17 protein-coding genes and 1 pseudogene are annotated in these 19,279 nt (G+C 69.4%); 11 read left to right on the forward strand and 7 right to left on the reverse strand.

What is annotated here, in order from left to right; all coding sequences use genetic code 11:
• Positions 1–5 precede the first annotated feature (5 nt).
• The 5 genes from OHS58_RS40750 to OHS58_RS40770 all read left to right on the forward strand — a co-directional run bounded on the left by OHS58_RS40750 (position 6) and on the right by OHS58_RS40770 (position 11,030).
• Positions 6–605 (forward strand): hypothetical protein, encoded by a 600-nt coding sequence (locus OHS58_RS40750; protein ID WP_247060493.1) that lies wholly within the window; start codon positions 6–8, stop codon positions 603–605.
• Between the two features lie 80 nt (positions 606–685).
• Complete coding sequence (locus OHS58_RS40755) at positions 686–1,693, forward strand: hypothetical protein (RefSeq protein WP_328649935.1); 1,008 nt, start codon at positions 686–688, stop codon at positions 1,691–1,693.
• Between the two features lie 89 nt (positions 1,694–1,782).
• Positions 1,783–2,649 (forward strand): ADP-ribosylglycohydrolase family protein, encoded by an 867-nt coding sequence (locus OHS58_RS40760; protein WP_328645892.1) that lies wholly within the window; start codon positions 1,783–1,785, stop codon positions 2,647–2,649.
• Positions 2,650–3,501: 852 nt separating this feature from the next.
• Positions 3,502–7,005 (forward strand): DNA-directed RNA polymerase subunit beta, encoded by a 3,504-nt coding sequence (rpoB, locus tag OHS58_RS40765; protein ID WP_247060497.1) that lies wholly within the window; start codon positions 3,502–3,504, stop codon positions 7,003–7,005.
• A 113-nt stretch (positions 7,006–7,118) separates the two neighbouring features.
• Positions 7,119–11,030: a DNA-directed RNA polymerase subunit beta' gene (locus OHS58_RS40770; protein ID WP_326946007.1), complete on the forward strand. Its 3,912-nt coding sequence runs from the start codon at positions 7,119–7,121 to the stop codon at positions 11,028–11,030.
• Between the two features lie 484 nt (positions 11,031–11,514).
• On the opposite strand, the gene OHS58_RS40775 is transcribed toward OHS58_RS40770, so the two are convergent.
• Complete coding sequence (locus OHS58_RS40775; protein ID WP_326956091.1) at positions 11,515–12,300, reverse strand: M15 family metallopeptidase; 786 nt, start codon at positions 12,298–12,300, stop codon at positions 11,515–11,517.
• Between the two features lie 183 nt (positions 12,301–12,483).
• Here OHS58_RS40775 and OHS58_RS40780 point away from each other — a divergent pair, with 183 nt between their 5' ends.
• Both OHS58_RS40780 and OHS58_RS40785 read left to right on the forward strand, forming a co-directional pair.
• A complete protein-coding gene (locus tag OHS58_RS40780; protein ID WP_247060500.1) occupies positions 12,484–13,125 on the forward strand; it encodes a zinc ribbon domain-containing protein in 642 nt (213 codons plus the stop codon).
• A 364-nt stretch (positions 13,126–13,489) separates the two neighbouring features.
• Positions 13,490–13,875, forward strand: a pseudogene (locus OHS58_RS40785) (hypothetical protein); the annotation flags it as partial.
• Positions 13,876–13,929: 54 nt separating this feature from the next.
• Here OHS58_RS40785 and OHS58_RS40790 read toward each other — a convergent pair.
• Together OHS58_RS40790 and OHS58_RS40795 are read right to left on the reverse strand one after the other, a co-directional pair.
• Positions 13,930–14,058, reverse strand: a complete 129-nt coding sequence (locus tag OHS58_RS40790; protein WP_328645893.1) for a hypothetical protein — start codon at positions 14,056–14,058, stop codon at positions 13,930–13,932.
• A gap of 35 nt (positions 14,059–14,093) precedes the next feature.
• Positions 14,094–14,573 (reverse strand): GNAT family N-acetyltransferase, encoded by a 480-nt coding sequence (locus tag OHS58_RS40795; protein WP_328645894.1) that lies wholly within the window; start codon positions 14,571–14,573, stop codon positions 14,094–14,096.
• A gap of 67 nt (positions 14,574–14,640) precedes the next feature.
• Between OHS58_RS40795 and OHS58_RS40800 the strand changes: the two genes are divergently transcribed.
• Positions 14,641–14,865, forward strand: coding sequence for a hypothetical protein (locus OHS58_RS40800; RefSeq protein WP_247060505.1), 225 nt, complete (start codon positions 14,641–14,643; stop codon positions 14,863–14,865).
• A gap of 3 nt (positions 14,866–14,868) precedes the next feature.
• On the opposite strand, the gene OHS58_RS40805 is transcribed toward OHS58_RS40800, so the two are convergent.
• Genes OHS58_RS40805 through OHS58_RS40820 form a run of 4 tightly spaced genes read right to left on the reverse strand, consistent with a single transcriptional unit; the run spans position 14,869 to position 17,679 of the window.
• Entirely contained in the window at positions 14,869–15,516 is a 648-nt protein-coding gene (locus OHS58_RS40805) for a hypothetical protein (RefSeq protein ID WP_328645895.1), read from the reverse strand.
• Positions 15,517–15,518: 2 nt separating this feature from the next.
• Complete coding sequence (locus OHS58_RS40810) at positions 15,519–16,772, reverse strand: hypothetical protein (protein ID WP_328645896.1); 1,254 nt, start codon at positions 16,770–16,772, stop codon at positions 15,519–15,521.
• 11 nt (positions 16,773–16,783) lie between these two features.
• The gene (locus OHS58_RS40815) at positions 16,784–17,125 is read right to left on the reverse strand and encodes a hypothetical protein (protein ID WP_247060508.1); all 342 of its coding nucleotides are present in this window, start codon (positions 17,123–17,125) and stop codon (positions 16,784–16,786) included.
• Complete coding sequence (locus OHS58_RS40820) at positions 17,125–17,679, reverse strand: YbaB/EbfC family nucleoid-associated protein (protein ID WP_328645897.1); 555 nt, start codon at positions 17,677–17,679, stop codon at positions 17,125–17,127. The genes OHS58_RS40815 and OHS58_RS40820 overlap by 1 nt, the downstream gene beginning before the upstream one ends.
• Before the next feature lie 165 nt (positions 17,680–17,844).
• On the opposite strand from OHS58_RS40820, the gene OHS58_RS40825 reads away from it, so the two are divergent.
• The 3 genes from OHS58_RS40825 to rpsG all read left to right on the forward strand — a co-directional run bounded on the left by OHS58_RS40825 (position 17,845) and on the right by rpsG (position 19,231).
• The gene (locus OHS58_RS40825) at positions 17,845–18,003 is read left to right on the forward strand and encodes a hypothetical protein (RefSeq protein WP_247060512.1); all 159 of its coding nucleotides are present in this window, start codon (positions 17,845–17,847) and stop codon (positions 18,001–18,003) included.
• A 383-nt stretch (positions 18,004–18,386) separates the two neighbouring features.
• Entirely contained in the window at positions 18,387–18,761 is a 375-nt protein-coding gene (rpsL, locus tag OHS58_RS40830) for a 30S ribosomal protein S12 (protein ID WP_003102113.1), read from the forward strand.
• A complete protein-coding gene (gene rpsG / locus OHS58_RS40835; protein ID WP_247060514.1) occupies positions 18,761–19,231 on the forward strand; it encodes a 30S ribosomal protein S7 in 471 nt (156 codons plus the stop codon). The genes rpsL and rpsG overlap by 1 nt, the downstream gene beginning before the upstream one ends.
• Positions 19,232–19,279 lie beyond the last annotated feature (48 nt).

Below are 19,279 nucleotides of genomic sequence, written 5' to 3' on the forward strand. Positions count from 1 at the left end.
GTGTTATGAGTTCGGACGAGCGGGCCGCCGTCGCGGTGGCGGAGCCCGAAGAGGAAGCCGGGGCGTCTTCGGCGGCGTCGTCGCCGAACGAGTCCTCCTCGCGGATCCTGGTGCTCGGGGCCGCGGCGCTGGCACTGGCCGCGCTGATCGCCGCCGCGCTCTTCGGGATCCAGTGGTGGGCGGCCGCGTCCGACTCCAACGCCGGGCTGGCCGCCTCGCGCGAAGCCGTCGTCAAGGCGGGCACCAACGCGCTGAAGGCCTACACCGAGGTCGACTACCAGGACCTGGACGGCTTCTTCGCCCGGCAGAAGTCCGTCTCGGACGCCACGATGTCGCAGCAGATCGACCAGTCGGCGCCGACGTTCCGCAAAGCCCTCTCGGACGCCAAGACCAAGGTCACCACCGACGTCCAGGACATCGCCGTCGAGGAGCTCGACGACCACGAAGGCAAGGCCAGCTTCCTCGCCGCGATCGCCACGACCGTCACGCAGGGGGACAAGAGCAGCGCGAAGCCGCTGCGCCTCGAAGTGTCGATGACCCGCGTGGGCGACGACTGGAAGCTGTCCGGCATCGACAGCGTCCCCCTCGTCGCGGCCGGCCAGTAGAGCGTCACCCAGAAGGAGCTGTAGTGCCCCCCTCCCGCCGCCAGCCGCCCCGCAGCACCCCGCCGGTGCGCCGGCCCCGCGTGGCCGGGCTGCGCAAGCCCTCGACGGACGAGTCGCCCGCCGAGCGGACCGGCCAGCTTCCCGCCGTGCCCGAGTCCGCTTCGCCGCCGGCCGAGACGCGCAAGCCGCGGCCGCGCCCGGCACCGCGGCCGGTGCCCCGGCCCGTGGCGAAGCCGCCGGTCGAGGAGCCGTTCGAAACGGCTGGCGGCTTCGCCACGGCGCCCGCCGAGGACACCGCCGTGTTCGCCGCGATCGGCACCGACGAGGACCCGAAGGTCGACGCGCTCACGGGTGAGCCGGCGGCTCCCGCGGACGCCGACGTCGAGGCCGAGCCGGTCCGCCCGGCGCCGCGGCGGAAGAAGCGCGACACCGGGATCGCGAAGCCGACCGAGGTCGACGAGGTCCCCGAGGAGTCCGCCGACAAGCCGGCGGGGCTCGCGACGTCCCGCGCGCAGCGGCCGTACCTCGTGGCCGGCGCGCTGGTGCTCGTCGCGCTGGTCCTGGGCGGGCTGGCGTTCTTCTTCAAGATGGAAGAGGTCCAGGTCTCGAACGCGACCAGCAACACCGCGCTGCTGGACGTCGCGAAGACCGCGCAGGTGAAGGACGCCGTCTCGAAGGCGGCCGAGTCCCTGTTCTCCTACGACTTCAACAACATCAAGAAGACCGAGGACGCGGCGAACGACCTGCTCGCCAACGACGACGTCCGTAACAAGTACAACTCGCTCATGGGCGAGGTGAAGCGGCTCGCGCCGGCCCAGAAGATGATCGTGACGTGCAAGGTCACCCGGGCCGCGGTGATCATGCTCAACGACGACCTGGCGAAGGTGATGGTCTTCGTCGACCAGACCTCGACCCGCACGGACACCAAGAAGACGACCGCCGGCACCGCCCAGCTCCACCTGAACGCCCAGCTCCAGGGCGACAAGTGGAAGATCACGGACATGGACACGTACAACGCGCCCAAGGTGCCGGCCGCGACCGCGGCGCCGTCGTCGTCGGCCCCGGCTTCGCCGTCTCCGACCAAGTAAAAGCCGCCGGGCGACGGGCGCTGCCGCTCGTCGATCCCGGGGCGCCGGCGGTGCGCAGCGGGCGGTAGTCCCGCCGCTACGGTGGGCCGATGGGATTCGAGCAGGCGCACGCCAGCCTCGTCGGCCTAGCGGTCGGTGACGCCTTCGGTGCGCAGATACTCCTGCCCGGCGACCACCCGGACGTCGCCGGCCGGCGACTGCCGGCCGCGCCGTGGACCTGGACCGACGACACCGAGATGGCGTGTTCGATCGTCGCCGTCCTGGCGCGGCACGGCCACCTCGACCAGGACGCCCTCGCCGCCTCGTTCGCCGAGCACTTCGACCCCGGCCGCGGCTACGGCCCCGGCGCGGAGTGGCGCCTGACCCGGATCAAGGCCGGTCAGCCGTGGCCGGAGGTCGCCGAGCGCGACGGCCGCGGCTCCTGGGGCAACGGCGGCGCGATGCGCGTGGCCCCGCTGGGCGCGTGGTTCTGCGACCAGCTGCCGCAGGCGCTGCGCCAGGCCGAGCTGTCCGCGGTGGTGACGCACTCGCACTTCGAAGGCGTCGCGGGCGCGGTGGCCGTCGCGGCGGCGGCCGCGCTGCGGGCCGCGTCGCCCGGACTGGCCGGCGCGGACCTGCTGGACGAGGTGATCCCGCTGGTCCCGCCCGGCCGGGTGCGCGACGGGCTGACGTGGGCCCTGAAGTTCTCCGACGCCCGCGAGGCGGCCGCCAAGCTGGGCACGGGCCGCGAGACGGCCGCGCACGACACGGTCCCGCTGGCCCTGTGGATCGCGGCCCGCTTCGGCGACAACTTCACCGACGCCCTCTGGACGGCGGCCCAGGTGGCCGAGGACGTCGACACGGTGTCCGCCATCGTGGGCGGCGTCCTGGCCGCGGACGGCACGCCGATCCCGGACCAGTGGCTCGAGGCGTGCGAGCCACTGCCGGAGTGGGTCGGGCTCACCGGCCGCGCCTGAGCGGCCCGACACGCCCGGCTGACGGCACTCGGCGCCCCCAACGAGCCGACGTGGGTCCCGGCTCACCGGCCGGGTCCGAGCACCTCGGCACGACCGGTCGACGGCCCCGGAGGACCGGTGGGCGAGCTGTGACCCGCCCGAGTCACTCCGCTCGCCCCGCCGGACCCGTCTCGGCGGCTCTCGGCGACCTCCAGCACCCCCGTCACCGACGACGGCGGCCGACCGGACCACCGACCCCCGCGGAGGCGCCGGGAAGCCCCGGGAAGAGCCCGGACGGGCCGGGGCGCGCGGGACTCCTGGTGCGGGTGTGACGTCGCCCCCGCGGGGCGTCAACCGCTCACGCAAACCGCCGCGACACGCCACCGATGGCGGAACCCGGGGCCGTCCGAAGTGGTCCGGAACGCCGGCCGCACGGCACAAGAACTCGGCAAACCCGCAGGTCCAGCGGACAGTGGTGGCGCTACTGGCCGGTAGCTGGGAGGATATTCGGCCGCTCACGCTCCGCAGACCTACTTCCACGCTGCGCCAACCGGCGGGACCCCCGTGTGGCATCTTGACTCTCGCGCCCGGTGGGTTCACGCTTACTCCCGACGGCGAAACCGGCAGCCCTTGCGGGAGGGACAACCGGGTCGCCTGGAGGCATACCTGAAGACGTCGCGAAGCAGGCTGGGCCCCATCGGGAGCGCCCCCTGGACAGACCGCGCCGTTCGGGCTAGACTGCCTCTTTGCGCTGCCCTCTTTCAGGCTGCCCGGAGCCGGTAGTTAGGATAGTGGGCACACGGCACCCTTGACAGTCGCTCATAGCTGTTGCTATGGCGGCCGTCACCGCTCATGTCCCCGGAAGGACGCATCTTGGCAGTCTCTCCCGCGAACCAGGCCACTGCTGCGACCACCTCGGCTGAATCTCGCTCGGAGTCCACGGGAATCCCCGGCGCGCCCAAGCGGGTTTCCTTCGCAAAGATTCGCGAACCGCTCAACACCCCCAACCTGCTCGACGTCCAGATCCAGTCGTTCCAGTGGTTCACCGGGGACGAAGCGTGGTTCGAACGCCGTGTCGAAGAAGGTGAAGAAAACCCGGTCGGCGGCCTCGAAGAGGTCCTCAACGAGATCTCCCCGATCGAGGACTTCTCCGGCTCGATGTCCCTGTCCTTCTCCGCTCCGCGCTTCGACGAGGTCAAGGCCTCGATCGAGGAGTGCAAGGACAAGGACATGACGTACGCGGCCCCGCTGTTCGTCACGGCGGAGTTCGTCAACAACAACACGGGCGAGATCAAGAGCCAGACGGTCTTCCTGGGCGACTTCCCGGTGATGACCGACAAGGGCACCTTCATCATCAACGGCACCGAGCGTGTCGTCGTGTCCCAGCTGGTCCGCTCGCCGGGCGTCTACTACTCGAAGGACGTCGACAAGACGACCGACAAGGACGTCTTCAGCGTCCGCGTGATCCCGAGCCGCGGCGCGTGGCTCGAGTTCGACGTCGACAAGCGCGACACCGTCGGCGTCCGGATCGACCGCAAGCGCCGCCAGCCGGTCACCGTGCTGCTGAAGGCGCTCGGCTGGACCACCGAGGCGATCCGCGAGCGCTTCTCCTTCTCGGAGACGCTGCTGGCGACCCTCGAGAAGGACCACACGGCCGGCACCGACGAGGCCCTGCTCGACATCTACCGCAAGCTGCGCCCGGGTGAGCCGCCCACGAAGGAGAGCGCGCAGACCCTGCTGGAGAACCTGTTCTTCAAGGCGAAGCGCTACGACCTGGCCAAGGTCGGCCGGTACAAGGTCAACAAGAAGCTCGGCCTGTCGACGCCGTACGACACGGGGACGCTGACCGAAGAGGACATCGTCACCACCATCGAGTACCTGGTCCGGCTGCACGCCGGCGAGGACCGGATGGACGCCGACAACGGCACCGAGATCCCGGTCGAGACCGACGACATCGACCACTTCGGCAACCGTCGCCTGCGCACCGTCGGCGAGCTGATCCAGAACCAGATCCGGGTCGGCCTGTCGCGCACCGAGCGAGTCGTGCGTGAGCGCATGACCACGCAGGACGTCGAGGCGATCACCCCGCAGACCCTGATCAACATCCGCCCGATCGGCGCGGCGATCAAGGAGTTCTTCGGCACCTCGCAGCTGTCGCAGTTCATGGACCAGAACAACCCGCTGTCGGGCCTGACGCACAAGCGTCGTCTGTCGGCCCTCGGCCCGGGTGGTCTGTCCCGTGAGCGCGCCGGCATGGAGGTCCGGGACGTCCACCCGTCGCACTACGGCCGGATGTGCCCGATCGAGACGCCGGAAGGCCCGAACATCGGCCTGATCGGCTCGCTCTGCTCCTACGCGCGGGTCAACCCGTTCGGCTTCATCGAGACGCCGTACCGCAAGGTCGTCGAGGGCCGGGTCACCGACCAGGTCGACTACCTGACCGCGGACGAGGAGGACCGGTACGTCAAGGCGCAGGCCAACGCACCGATCACCGACGACGGCACCTACGTCGAAGACCGGGTCATGGCCCGCCGCAAGGGCGGCGAGGTCGAGCTGATCGACCCGCTCGACATCGACTACATGGACGTCTCGCCGCGGCAGATGGTCTCGGTCGCGACGGCGATGATCCCGTTCCTCGAGCACGACGACGCGAACCGCGCCCTGATGGGTGCGAACATGCAGCGCCAGGCCGTGCCGCTGCTCCGCAACCAGGCGCCGTACGTCGGCACCGGGGTGGAGCTGCGTGCTGCGGTCGACGCCGGTGACGTGCTCGTCGCCGAGCAGTCGGGTGTCATCGAGGAGCTCTCGGCGGACCTGATCACGATCATGCACGACGACGGCACGCGGAAGAGCTACGGACTGTACAAGTTCCGCCGCTCGAACCACGGCACCTGCTTCAACCACCGCCCGATCGTCAACGAGGGCGACCGGGTCGAGCAGGGTCAGGTCATCGCCGATGGCCCGTCCACCGAAAACGGTGAGATGGCGCTCGGCAAGAACCTGCTCGTCGCGGTCATGCCGTGGGAGGGCCACAACTACGAGGACGCGATCATCCTCTCGGAGCGCCTGGTGCAGGACGACGTGCTCACGTCGATCCACATCGAGGAGCACGAGATCGACGCCCGCGACACCAAGCTGGGCGCCGAGGAGATCACCCGGGACATCCCGAACGTCTCCGAAGAGGTCCTCGCGGACCTCGACGAGCGCGGCATCATCCGGATCGGTGCCGAGGTCCGCGACGGCGACATCCTCGTCGGCAAGGTCACGCCCAAGGGCGAGACCGAGCTGACGCCGGAAGAGCGTCTGCTCCGCGCGATCTTCGGCGAGAAGGCCCGCGAAGTCCGCGACACCTCGCTGAAGGTGCCGCACGGCGAGACCGGCAAGGTCATCGGCATCCGCGTGTTCTCGCGCGAGGACGACGACGAGCTGCCCCCGGGCGTCAACGAGCTGGTCCGCGTCTACGTGGCCCAGAAGCGCAAGATCCAGCCGGGCGACAAGCTCGCCGGGCGCCACGGCAACAAGGGCGTCATCGGCAAGATCCTGCCGGCCGAGGACATGCCGTTCATGGAGGACGGCACGCCCGTCGACATCATCCTGAACACGCACGGTGTGCCGCGACGGATGAACATCGGCCAGATCCTCGAGCTGCACCTGGGCTGGCTGGCCTCGCAGGGCTGGGAGATCAAGGGCAACCCCGACTGGGCGAAGAACCTCAACGAGGAGCTCTACGACGTCGCGCCCGGCACGAACACCGCGACCCCGGTGTTCGACGGCGCGAAGGAAGAGGAGCTCACCGGGCTGCTCGGGGCGACCAAGCCGAACCGCGACGGCGAGCGCATGGTCAAGGAGAACGGCAAGGCCACGCTGCTCGACGGCCGCTCCGGCGAGCCGTACCCGTACCCGGTCGCCGTCGGCTACATGTACATCCTGAAGCTGCACCACCTGGTCGACGACAAGATCCACGCCCGCTCCACCGGTCCGTACTCGATGATCACGCAGCAGCCGCTGGGTGGTAAGGCGCAGTTCGGTGGCCAGCGCTTCGGTGAGATGGAGTGCTGGGCGATGCAGGCGTACGGCGCTGCCTACACGCTGCAGGAGCTGCTGACGATCAAGTCGGACGACGTGGTCGGCCGCGTCAAGGTGTACGAGGCCATCGTCAAGGGGGAGAACATCCCCGAGCCGGGTATCCCGGAGTCGTTCAAGGTGCTCCTCAAGGAGCTCCAGTCGCTGTGCCTGAACGTCGAGGTGCTCTCCAGCGACGGTGCGGCCATCGAGATGCGCGACTCCGACGACGAGGACCTCGAGCGCGCGGCGGCGAACCTCGGCATCAACCTGTCCCGCAACGAGTCGCCCTCGGTGGACGACGTCGTGCACTGATCGCGAGCTGAGCTGGGTAACCCGGGTGCGGGTGTCCCGCAAGGACACCGCCTCCGGGCCCAGCTCGCCCGCCAACCCCTCTAGTCGAATCAACCCCAAGGGGATGCAAAGACGTGCTGGACGTCAATTTCTTCGATGAGCTCCGCATCGGCCTTGCCACCGCTGACGACATCCGCCAGTGGTCCTTCGGTGAGGTGAAGAAGCCGGAGACCATCAACTACCGCACGCTCAAGCCCGAGAAGGACGGCCTCTTCTGCGAGAAGATCTTCGGCCCGACCCGGGACTGGGAGTGCTACTGCGGCAAGTACAAGCGCGTCCGCTTCAAGGGCATCATCTGTGAGCGCTGCGGCGTCGAGGTGACCCGCGCCAAGGTGCGCCGTGAGCGGATGGGCCACATCGAGCTGGCCGCACCGGTCACCCACATCTGGTACTTCAAGGGTGTTCCGTCCCGCCTCGGCTACCTGCTGGACCTGGCGCCGAAGGACCTCGAGAAGATCATCTACTTCGCTGCTTACGTCATCACGGGCGTGAACACGGAGCTGCGCCACAACGACCTGCCGACCCTCGAGAACGAGATCGGCGTCGAGCGCAAGAACCTCGAGACCAAGCGTGACGCGGACATCGAGTCCCGCGCCCAGAAGCTGGAAGCCGACCTGGCCGAGCTGGAGGCGGAGGGCGCCAAGTCCGACGTCCGCCGCAAGGTCAAGGAAGGCGGCGAGCGCGAGATGCGTCAGCTGCGTGACCGCGCCGGTCGCGAGCTGGACCGCCTCGAAGAGGTCTGGACGACCTTCACGAAGCTCGACACCCGTCAGCTGATCGCCGACGAGCTGCTCTACCGCGAGCTCGTCGACCGCTACGGCGAGTACTTCACCGGCGGCATGGGCGCGGAGGCCATCCAGAAGCTGGCCACCGAGTTCGACGTCGCGGCCGAAGCCGACAACCTGCGCGACACCATCCGCAACGGCAAGGGGCAGAAGAAGCTCCGCGCGCTGAAGCGGCTCAAGGTCGTCGCGGCCTTCCAGGCCACCGGCAACGACCCCCGCGGCATGGTGCTCGACGCCGTCCCGGTCATCCCGCCGGACCTGCGCCCGATGGTGCAGCTCGACGGTGGCCGGTTCGCGACGTCGGACCTGAACGACCTGTACCGCCGCGTGATCAACCGCAACAACCGCCTCAAGCGGCTGATCGACCTCGGCGCGCCCGAGATCATCGTCAACAACGAGAAGCGGATGCTGCAGGAGGCCGTCGACGCGCTGTTCGACAACGGCCGCCGCGGCCGTCCGGTCACCGGCCCGGGCAACCGGCCGCTGAAGTCGCTGTCCGACCTGCTCAAGGGCAAGCAGGGCCGGTTCCGCCAGAACCTGCTCGGCAAGCGCGTCGACTACTCGGGCCGTTCGGTCATCATCGTCGGGCCGCAGCTGAAGCTGCACCAGTGCGGTCTGCCGAAGGACATGGCGCTCGAGCTGTTCAAGCCGTTCGTCATGAAGCGGCTGGTCGACCTGAACCACGCGCAGAACATCAAGTCCGCCAAGCGGATGGTGGAGCGCTCGCGGCCGCAGGTGTGGGACGTGCTCGAAGAGGTCATCACCGGTCACCCGGTGATGCTGAACCGCGCGCCGACCCTGCACCGCCTCGGCATCCAGGCCTTCGAGCCGCAGCTGGTCGAGGGCAAGGCCATCCAGCTGCACCCGCTGGTCTGCGAAGCGTTCAACGCGGACTTCGACGGTGACCAGATGGCGGTGCACCTGCCGCTGTCGGCCGAGGCGCAGGCCGAGGCCCGGATCCTGATGCTGTCGGCGAACAACATCCTGTCGCCGGCGTCGGGCCGTCCGCTCGCCATGCCGCGACTGGACATGGTGACGGGCCTGTTCCACCTGACCCGGCTCAACGAGAAGGCCGACGGCGCGGGCGGCGCGTACTCCTCGCCGGCCGAGGCCATCATGGCCTACGACCGCAAGGCGCTGAGCCTGCACGCCCCGATCAAGATCCGCGTCAAGGACCGTCAGCCGGCGAAGGCCGACGAGGCCCGGCTCGCGGAAAAGGGCTGGGAGCCGGGCAAGACCTGGCTGGCCGAGACGACCCTGGGCCGCGTGCTGTTCAACGAGCTGCTGCCGGCGGACTACCCGTTCATCAACGAGCCGATGCCGAAGAAGCGGCAGGCCGCGATCGTGAACGACCTCGCCGAGCGGTACTCGATGACCCAGGTCGCGCAGACCCTGGACCGGCTGAAGGACGCCGGTTTCTACTGGGCGACCCGGTCGGGTGTCACCGTGGCGATCTCCGACGTCCTGGTGCCTGTGGGCAAGAAGGCCATCCTCGACGAGTACGAGGGCAAGGCCTCCCAGGTGGAGAAGCGCTACCAGCGTGGTCAGCTGTCGCACACCGAGCGCAACAACGAGCTCGTCAAGGTGTGGACGCAGGCCACCGAAGAGGTCCACAAGATCATGGAGACGGCGCTGCCGGACGACAACCCGATCGCCATGATCGTGAAGTCGGGCGCGGCGGGCAACATGACGCAGGTCCGGTCGCTGGCCGGCATGCGTGGCCTGGTGTCGAACCCGAAGGGTGAGTACATCCCGCGTCCGATCAAGGCCAACTTCCGTGAAGGCCTGTCGGTGGCGGAGTACTTCATCGCGACGCACGGTGCCCGCAAGGGCCTGGCGGACACGGCGCTGCGTACCGCCGACTCGGGTTACCTGACCCGTCGTCTGGTGGACGTCTCGCAGGACGTCATCGTCCGCGAGGTCGACTGCGGCACCACGCGCGGCATCATGATGCCGATCGGCGAGGACATCGGCGACGGCAAGGTGCTGCGTGACCAGCACGTCGAGACCAGCGTGTACGCGCGGAACCTCGCGACGGACGCGGTGGACGCCAAGGGCAACGTCGTGCTGAACGCCGCGGACGACATCGGCGACCCGGCCATCGACAAGCTGATCTCCAGCGGCATCTCGAAGGTCAAGGTCCGCTCGGTGCTGACCTGCGAGTCGGCCGTCGGCATCTGCGCGACCTGCTACGGCCGCTCGATGGCGACCGGTCTGCTCGTCGACGTCGGCGAGGCCGTGGGTATCGTCGCGGCCCAGTCGATCGGTGAGCCGGGTACGCAGCTGACGATGCGTACGTTCCACCAGGGTGGTGTCGCCGGTGACGACATCACGACCGGTCTGCCCCGTGTCCAGGAGCTGTTCGAGGCCCGGGTCCCGAAGGGCAAGGCGCCGATCGCCGACGTCGATGGCCGTGTGCGCATCGAGGAGAGCGAGCGGTTCTGGAAGATCACGCTGATCCCGGACGACGGCGGCGAAGAGATCGTCTTCGACAAGCTGTCCAAGCGTCAGCGGCTCGCCAACACCCCGAACGGCCCGCTGGGCGACGGTGACCACGTCAACGTCGGGCAGCAGCTGCTCGAGGGCACCCCGGACCCGCACGAGGTCCTGCGCGTGATGGGCCCGCGTGAGGCGCAGATGCACCTCACCGACGAGGTCCAGAAGGTGTACCGGGCCCAGGGTGTGTCGATCCACGACAAGCACATCGAGGTCATCGTCCGGCAGATGCTGCGCCGGGTGACGGTCATCGACTCGGGTGGCACGGACTTCCTGCCGGGCGAGCTGCCCGAGCGGACCAAGTTCGAGGCACGCAACCGTTCGACGGTCTCCGAAGGCGGCGAGCCGGCTTCGGGCCGTCCGGTGCTGATGGGGATCACGAAGGCGTCGCTCACCACGGACTCGTGGCTGTCGGCGGCGTCGTTCCAGGAGACCACGCGCGTCCTGACCGACGCGGCCATCAACGGCCGCTCGGACCGGCTCGTGGGCCTCAAGGAGAACGTGATCATCGGTAAGCTGATCCCGGCCGGTACGGGCATCAACAAGTACCGCAACATCCAGGTGCAGCCGACGGAAGAGGCCCGGGTCGCCGCGTACGCGATCCCGTCCTACGACGACGGCTACTACACCCCGGACGTGTTCGGTACGGGCACCGGTGCCGCGGTCCCGCTGGACGACTACGACTTCGGCCGCGACTTCCGCTGACGAAGCTGATCCACGAGAAGGGCCCCCGCCGGGTTTCCGGCGGGGGCCCTTCCCGTTTACCGGCGTGCCCGCGGTGACTGTTCCGTCGCCGCGGCCGTGGCGCCGCCCAGCTTGCTCGCTGCACCCGCGGTGGCCCGGCCGCCGAGCTGCCAGTGACCGGGCGATCCTGCGCTGCTTTCGTGCACGCCGAGAACGGCCGCGGCGTCACACCGCCGTTCAGCGAGCGGGTTCGACGTCGGGAGCGTCCCGTAGGCGAGCTAACACCACCGACTACCTGCTGTATTTCCTGTCGCCGCTGGGCGGATCCGGTACGAGAACCCGGCCCAGCTCGGCGTGCAGGGCCGGAGGAGAACCCAACCCTGCTCCGGTTCGACGCCGTACACGGCGACGCGCCGCCGCCGACCGTGCCCACCCAGCCGCCGGGCTGTGGTGGGCAGAGCCGGGCAAGTGCCCCCGGTCCACTGTGGACCGGGGGCACCGTCGTTCACGGGAGGCCGTGGCGGCTCACCGGGAAGTCGAAGTACGTGTCCGGGAACGGCTCGTTGTCCAGGGTGTAGTGCCACCACTCCTCGGGCAGGTTGTGGAAGCCCGCCGCGATCAGGGTGGTCCGGAGCAGGTCGCGGTGCTGCCGCGCGATGCCCGTGATCGCCGGGTTGTCGGTGTGGGCGAGCGGGTCGAAGCAGTCGTAACCCGTGCCCATGTCGACCATGTTGTCGGGGAAGCGGCTGCCCTGCGGCGCGAAGCACGGCCTCAGCGGTTCGCCAGGGAAGTAGGGCCGCTGCGGCCGCGGCGGGATCCTGACGAGCGTGAGGTCCATGGTGCTGCCGCGGCTGTGCCCGGACTTCTCGGCGATGTAGCCGTCCTCGAAGAGCCGGTCCTTGGCGACGTTCGGGTAGAACTCGGCCTTCATCTTCTCGTCGGCGAGGTCCTTCGCCCACCGCACGAAGTGGTCGACCGCGCGTTGCGGCCGGTAGCAGTCGTAGACCTTGAGCGTGTAGCCCAGCTTCCGCAGCTGCGCCTGGGCGGTGCGCAGGCCCTCGGCGGCCTGCCGGGTCAGGACGCAGGTGGGCTCGAGGTACCCGTCGACGCGCCGGCCGACGAAGTTGTGCGGTGTGGCGTAGCGGATGTCCTGCAGGATCGACGGCGCGACATCGGACAGGGCGACGAACTCGTGCGACGTGGTGGTCGCCTCGGCCGGGCCGGGGACGGCGAAGGTGGACAGGGCCGCGAGAGTGACGGCGAGGGTGCGTATCCGGGTGGAAATCGGCATACCGCACGTCTAGCAGGAAATCGTCTCGCGATCAGCCGCCGCTCAGGGGGAGACTTGACGGCTTTTGGCCGATTTGCGTGCGGTGTAACGGTTTTCGCGCCCGCGGTCGTGACGTCCGGTAGCCGAGCCGTTGTCGGCAAATCTTCCGTCACCGTGACCGCGGTCGGCTGGGGAAGATGGGCTGTGGCTGACTCTGTGCCCTTCACGGACAACTTCTCGGACCTCTCCAACACGCAGGGGTACCAGTTCGAGTTCCGCTGTGAACGCTGTGGGAACGGTTTCCGTTCCGCGTTCCAGCGCGACAACATGGAAACCGGGCGAAGCGTGCTTCGCACCGTCGGCTCGTTCTTCGGCGGGACGCTGCGGGACCTGAGCAACTCGGCCGACCAGTGGCGCTACGACCGCGCGACGAACTCGCCCGCCAAGGACCGCGCGCTGGCCGCGGCCGTCAAGGAGATCACCCCGAGCTTCCGGCAGTGCCGCGGCTGCGGCGACTGGATGTGCCACGACCAGTGCTGGAACGAGGAGATCGGCCAGTGCCTGCGCTGCTCGCCGAGCGTCGCCGAGGAGATCTCGCGCGCGCAGGCTTCCGCGCAGCGCGACCAGATCTGGGACAAGGCCCGCGAGCGGGACTGGACGTCCGGTCTCGACATCGACACCCGCGCGAAGGTGTCCTGCCCGGGCTGCGGCCTCAAGGCCGAAGGCGGCAAGTTCTGCCAGTCGTGCGGCACCGCGCTGGCGATGAAGGTGCGCTGCGGCGGCTGCGGCAGCGAGAGCAACAAGGCCGGCGCGATGTTCTGCTCGGACTGCGGCAACCGATTCTGACCCGGAGTTCCCGGGAATTCACAACGAGTAAGTAAACGAGCAGCCCCGGCGTTCAGGCGCCGGGGCTGCGCCATTGTGACCAACCGTGACGCCGCTGAGTGGTCCCCGTTGCTCAACCTCGGCGGCCACCCTTTCGGACCAATGGTGGCGCGCAACGCTTTGCCCGCTTGGCGCGAATATCTCGCGGTCCTGGCTGGTGACAATTTCCGTTGTGCCCCAACGATTCCCCGGCGAATCGGTGGTTCGGCGCGCCATTCCGCCCGGAAAGGGAACAGGGAGACGAATGTGATCGAAACACCTGGTGACGAAGAATCTCGCGGCGCGCGCCGAGGGTATGCCGAAGAAGTGGCTGCTGGTCTAGGCCGGTGACGAGAACAAGGCGATCTGCCCGAACAGCGACTCGAACGGCGCCGGCTCCAACGGCGGCTGGATCCAGACGAGCCCGGACGACAAGTATCTCTACCGCGCGATCGTCGGGCGGCAGAAAGGCACGCTCTCGGCGGACGACACGATCGAGGACGTCCAGGGCCGGGTCGACACGAACGCGAAGGCGCAGCAGGGCGGGGCGGCGACCTGCCGACCGTCGTCGGCGCGGCCCCGATCAACCCCGGCACGCCGGGCGCGGCCCGCATCGGGGCGCCTACGACAAACCTGACGCTCGGCAGCGACGGTTTCTCCCACGAAACCGACACACCGCAGCACCTCGCGGTGTCGATCTACTTCGTCGCACGGTCCGGTTTGGACGGTGACTCGGCATCGCGGTGATCGCGATCGCCGCGGTGACCGCCACACAGCCGCAGCTCGTCACCGATCCGCACGGCCCCGCAGCCAGATCCCGCCGGGGCGGCCGCCGTCGACGTCGAGGTCCGCATCCAGCCGCTCGGCCTGCGTCCCGGCCGTTGACGACGCAGCGGTCCAGCTCCAGCCCGACATCGGCGACGAGCTGCTCGAAGCCGGGAAGAGCGTTGCTAGGCCAGGCTTTTCGCGAACCAGTGCTCGGCGTACTGGTCGTCGTTGAAGGGCTCGACCTCGGCGTACCCGGTTCGCGCGTAGAGCGCCCGGGCCTCGACGAGGTCGTGGCGGGTGTCGAGCCGCATGTGCCGCGCGCCGAGCCTGCGGGCGGCGTCCTCGGCCGCCGCGACCAGCCGCGGGGCCGCTCCCGAGCCGCGGTGGGCGGGCTTGACGTATATCTTCGTCAGCTCGCCGACCCCCGGCTCGAGGACGCGGGTGCCGACACAGCCGGCGAGCACACCGTCCCACGATCCCAGCAGGAACGCCCCGGTCGGGGCGACCAGGTCGGTGCCCGGCTCGTCGGCCAGCGCGATCGCCATCTCCGCGTCGGTGACCGGGCGGCCGTAGTACCGCGAAGCGACTTCCTCCATGTACTCGCGCATGATCGCGACGGCGTCCGGGTGACTGACGGGGACCTCGGTGATGTTCCACTCCACGTCCCCATCCTGGGGAAGCTGTCCACCGAATTCAGCGGCGGCGCCCGACCCCGGGCACCATGAAGGCATGACGCCTGTCACGAAGCGCCTCACGATCGTGGCCGTCCTGCTGATCACGGCGGGTGCGGTCCTGCTGTCGGTGGGCGCGATCGGTTTCCGGGCCACCTCCGACGAGCCGGACGCCAACATCGGCGCCGGGTTTGCCCTGCTCGCCGGGCCGTACGTCGTCGGCCTGGGCGTGGTGTTCGCCTTGTCGGCCGGCCTCACGCACCTGACGTCCCGCCGCCGCTGACGGCTACCGCGGCGAGTGCTCCCACAGCGCCGCGGGCAGGTTGCCGGCCAGGTCGGCCAGGTAGTCGGCCTCGGCCACGAGGTTCTGCCGCGTCGCGCAGCCCGGGCCCCAGGTCCGCGCCGACCCGTGCTCGACGACGACGTCCCGCTGCGCGAACCGCGGGTGCGCGGCCAGCCAGCGGGCGAGCTCGCCCTCGAGGCGCGAGTCCGGCGGCAGCGTCGGCATGGTCATCGCCCGGCCGGCGACGATCCGCAGCTCCGGGCACTCCGGCACCCGCACCTGGGTGACGTGGGTGTCGCGCAGGTGGGTGTGGTCGTCGAAGTTGCGGTACGGCTCCTGGTCGTCGATCCCGATCACCGGCCGGTCGCGGTGGCGGAACTCGACCCAGGTCTCCCGCGGGTGGTCCGCCAGCGGCCGGCCGGTCGGGTGGACGACGCCGAACGTCGGCGCCGCGCCCTCCTCGCCCGGGACGCCACTGTGGAACGTGCCCCCGCACTCGGCCGCGAAGGCCTTGAACCAGTGCTCTTTCCGGTTCTCCGAGGACTTCGTCTGCGACCGCCACCAGAGCCCGACGACGGCCGCGACCACCACCACGACGAGCGCGATCCCGAGGATCACCGCTCCGGTACCGCCACCATCGGCGAGGTGCATCGTCAGAAGTCCAGGTCCGCGCGGGTCTCGTCGTCCGGCTGGTCCCGGCCCGTTTCGCCGTAGTCGCTCGCCTTCTTGGCGTTCTTGACGTGGCTGTTGAGCTTGCCGAGGTGGTCGTTGACCGTCTTGGCCGGGTTGTCGCCGGGGTTGGCCGGGTCGAACCCGAGCACGCCCTTGACCGCGGCCTCGCCGCCCTTCTTCAGGACCTCGGTGGCGCCGGTCTTCAGGATCGTCGGCGTGTACTGGATGTTGGCCGCCGCGTCCTTGACCGGGTTCTCCCAGGCCTTGGCCCAGCGCTTGCCGAGCATCCCGTTCTCACCCATGGCCTTCTCGAGCAGCGTCCGGCCTTCGTTGCCCTTGGTGATCTTCGCGAGCGCCTTGCCCGTGTCGGAGCCGGCGAACACCCGGCCGAGCTTCGACGCGGCCAGCTCGGCCTTCATCTTCTCCAGCCAGGCGAGGATCTTCTGCAGCAGCTCGCGGACCTTCGACACCTTCTGCGTCGTCTTCGCCGTGGTGGTGCCGAGCTTGACCTCGGACGCCGTCCCCGCGGTGGCCACCGACGCCCCGCAGGTCGGCACCGCGGCGGCCAGCGCCGGCACCCAGATCATGATCAGCCAGGTGATCAGCTCGGTCAGGATCGCCTTGATCAGGTCCTCGACGAAGCTCATCAGCATGCTGCTCAGCTGCAGCATCTGCGCCAGATCGCCGGACTTCGCGGAGACGCCGCCGATGCCGTGCGCGAACTCGCCGAGCGACCGGCGGGCCGCGTCACCCGCGTCGCCCTTCCACTGCGCGAGCGAAGAGTCGGCGACCTCGGCGAAGTTCTTCGCCAGCTGGTCCAGACCGGTGGCGATCGCGGTGAAGTTCTCCGCCGCGACGCCGAGCGCCGGGCCGTCGCCGCTGACGAAGTGGATCGCGTCCTGGATCGGCTGGACGGCGCTGAGCAGGAAGTTCAGCCCCTGGCCGACGAGCCAGCCGAGCGGGTCGGTGGCGATGTCGGTGATCGTGCTGGAGCTCGACTGGATGAAACCCGCCGTGTCGGTGGCGATCGAGGTGAGCCCGAGCGTGATGTCCGCGCCGTCGGGGTGCGGCGCGGCGACGGCCTTGACCACCGAGACGGCGTCTTGGCCGACGGTCACCGCGCTGCCCGCGAACGGCGTCGCCTTGACCGCGTTGCCGGCGTTCACCCCGAGCACGGTGGCCGGGTCGTCCGGCTTGACCGTGACGCCGCTCGCGACGTCCTGGAACTCCGCCATCGTCGGTCCCCCTACGGCTTCTTCGGCCCGTCGAGCAGGACCTCGACCTGCCCGAAGAAGGCTTTGTGGTCGTCCTCGGTGCCCTGGTAGACGCGCGCCGCGTCGGTGAACTTCTCCTGCGCCGAGGTCAGGCCGTCGGCCATCGACCCCAGCAGGTCGCGCAGCTCGCGCAGCGTCTCGTCGTACCCGTGCTTGGTGAACAGGCCCACCACGCCCCAGGACTTGTCCCCGACGTCGGCTTGGCCGACCTTCTCGGTGAACTTCGCGCCCTGCTCGCGGTACTTGCCGAGCACGCCGGCGTAGCTGTGCAGCGCGTCCACCCGGACCTGGTAACCACCGGCACCGTCGGGCATCAGTCCTCCTCTTCGAACAGGTTGCGCAGGAAGCTGTCGCCCGCGGACCCGCCGCTCGCGGGCGGGGCCGCCGGCGGGTCCGGGGCGTCGGCCTTCCGCAGGACCCGGTCTTCGGAGAAGTCCTCGGGAGCTGCGATCGGCGGCGCGGTCTCTTCCGCCAGCTTCGACCGCAGTTCTTCGACGCTGGTTCCGAACGCCTCGGCCTGCGTTTCGAGGACCTGCTCGACGAGCCCGTCGTCGCCCACGTGCTCCTGGACGATGACGGCCTGCCGCCGGGCGGCCGCGCCGACGGCTTCCCGCAGCGTCGCCATCAGGGCCGCCGACAGCGCCTGCGGGCCCTTCGCGAGAGCCGCGTCGGTGAACGTGACGTCGAGGACCGCGCCACCCGGCCCGGTGACCACCGTGACCCCGCCGTCCGGCGACGCCGCGGTCGCCCGCAGCCCGGTCAGCTCCTGCCGCATCCCGTCCAGTCCGGCGAACCGCTCGTCGGCGTCCCGGATACCTGCCTCGAACCGCTGGAACTCGGCGACCAGCTGGTCGAACTCCGCCGACATGTCCTGCTTCCTCCCGAACGCCCGGTACGTGGTCCACCCATCGTGGCCCCTCGGCGACGGTGTGACGCGGGGAACGGTGGATCCGATCCCACTGCGTCACCCGATCGGGAAATGGGTAGGTTTCGGCCGCAAGGGGAAGCAGGGGACAAGCGCTAGGAGTGTGTGATGAGCAGCACCGAAGGGGCCGGACGGTCCGAAGAGGAAGACCGGAAGCAGAGCGGCAGCCACGCGGCACCCGAGGGGGCCGGCGTGCACCCGCTGATCGATCTCTCGCGTGACCCGAACCCGGGCAAGCCGGACCACGCGAAGCCCGAAGAGGACTGAGCGGCGGGGCGCGAAACGGGGCCGTGGCGGCGTTCCCGGCCCCGTCGGGCCCGGCCGCGCCACCCTGCGGAATGTCCGGCGCTCCGCCCGTGTTGAGAGGTAGGCTGAGGGTTCGTCGACCTTCAGACCCCCCGCTTCGCCCGTCCGGTAGATGGGCGGGTATCTTTGGAGACCGTGCCCGGCAGGCGTCGGGCCGCTCCGCGTGCCGTGCGGCATGGGCGGGGTGCTCAGGCACCCGGTCACCGGCTTCGGCAGGTCGGGGTTGCGACGGAAAATCCCTACGGGAAGTTACCGGTCGAGAGACCGTGACGCGGGCCGACACGCCCGACCGCGGGGGCCGGTGAAGACACGTAGAAGCAAGATCACGACAGGAAGCTGGTCCATTGCCCACGATCCAGCAGCTGGTCCGCAAGGGCCGCCAGGACAAGGCTGCCAAGCAGAAGACCGCGGCCCTCAAGGGGAGCCCGCAGCGGCGTGGCGTGTGCACTCGCGTGTACACCACGACCCCCAAGAAGCCGAACTCGGCGCTGCGCAAGGTCGCGCGTGTGAAGCTGACCAGCGGCATCGAGGTCACCGCCTACATCCCCGGTGAGGGCCACAACCTGCAGGAGCACTCGATGGTGCTCGTGCGCGGTGGTCGTGTGAAGGACCTTCCGGGTGTCCGCTACAAGATCATCCGTGGTTCTCTCGACACCCAGGGTGTGAAGAACCGCAAGCAGGCGCGCAGCCGCTACGGCGCGAAGAAGGAGAAGAGCTAATGCCCCGCAAGGGTCCGGCCCCCAAGCGGCCGCTGATCTCCGACCCCGTCTACGCCTCCCCGCTGGTCACCCAGCTGGTGAACAAGGTGCTGAAGGACGGGAAGCGCTCCCTCGCCGAGCGCATCGTGTACGGCGCGCTCGAAGGCGCTCGCGAGAAGTCCGGCACCGACCCGGTCGTCACGCTGAAGCGCGCTCTCGACAACGTGAAGCCCACCATCGAGGTGAAGAGCCGCCGCGTCGGTGGCGCCACCTACCAGGTGCCGATCGAGGTCAAGCCGGGTCGCTCCACGACCCTGGCGCTGCGCTGGCTGGTCTCCTTCTCGCAGGCTCGTCGCGAGAAGACGATGATCGAGCGCCTGCAGAACGAGCTCCTCGACGCTTCCAACGGCCTCGGTGCCAGCGTGAAGCGCCGCGAGGACACGCACAAGATGGCCGAGTCCAACCGGGCCTTCGCGCACTACCGCTGGTGATGATCGCCCGGCTGTCGATCAAGCCATGCCGGGCCCCAAGCTTGAGAA

The organism is Amycolatopsis sp. NBC_00348, from assembly GCF_036114655.1.
Classification (GTDB): Bacteria; Actinomycetota; Actinomycetes; order Mycobacteriales; family Pseudonocardiaceae; genus Amycolatopsis.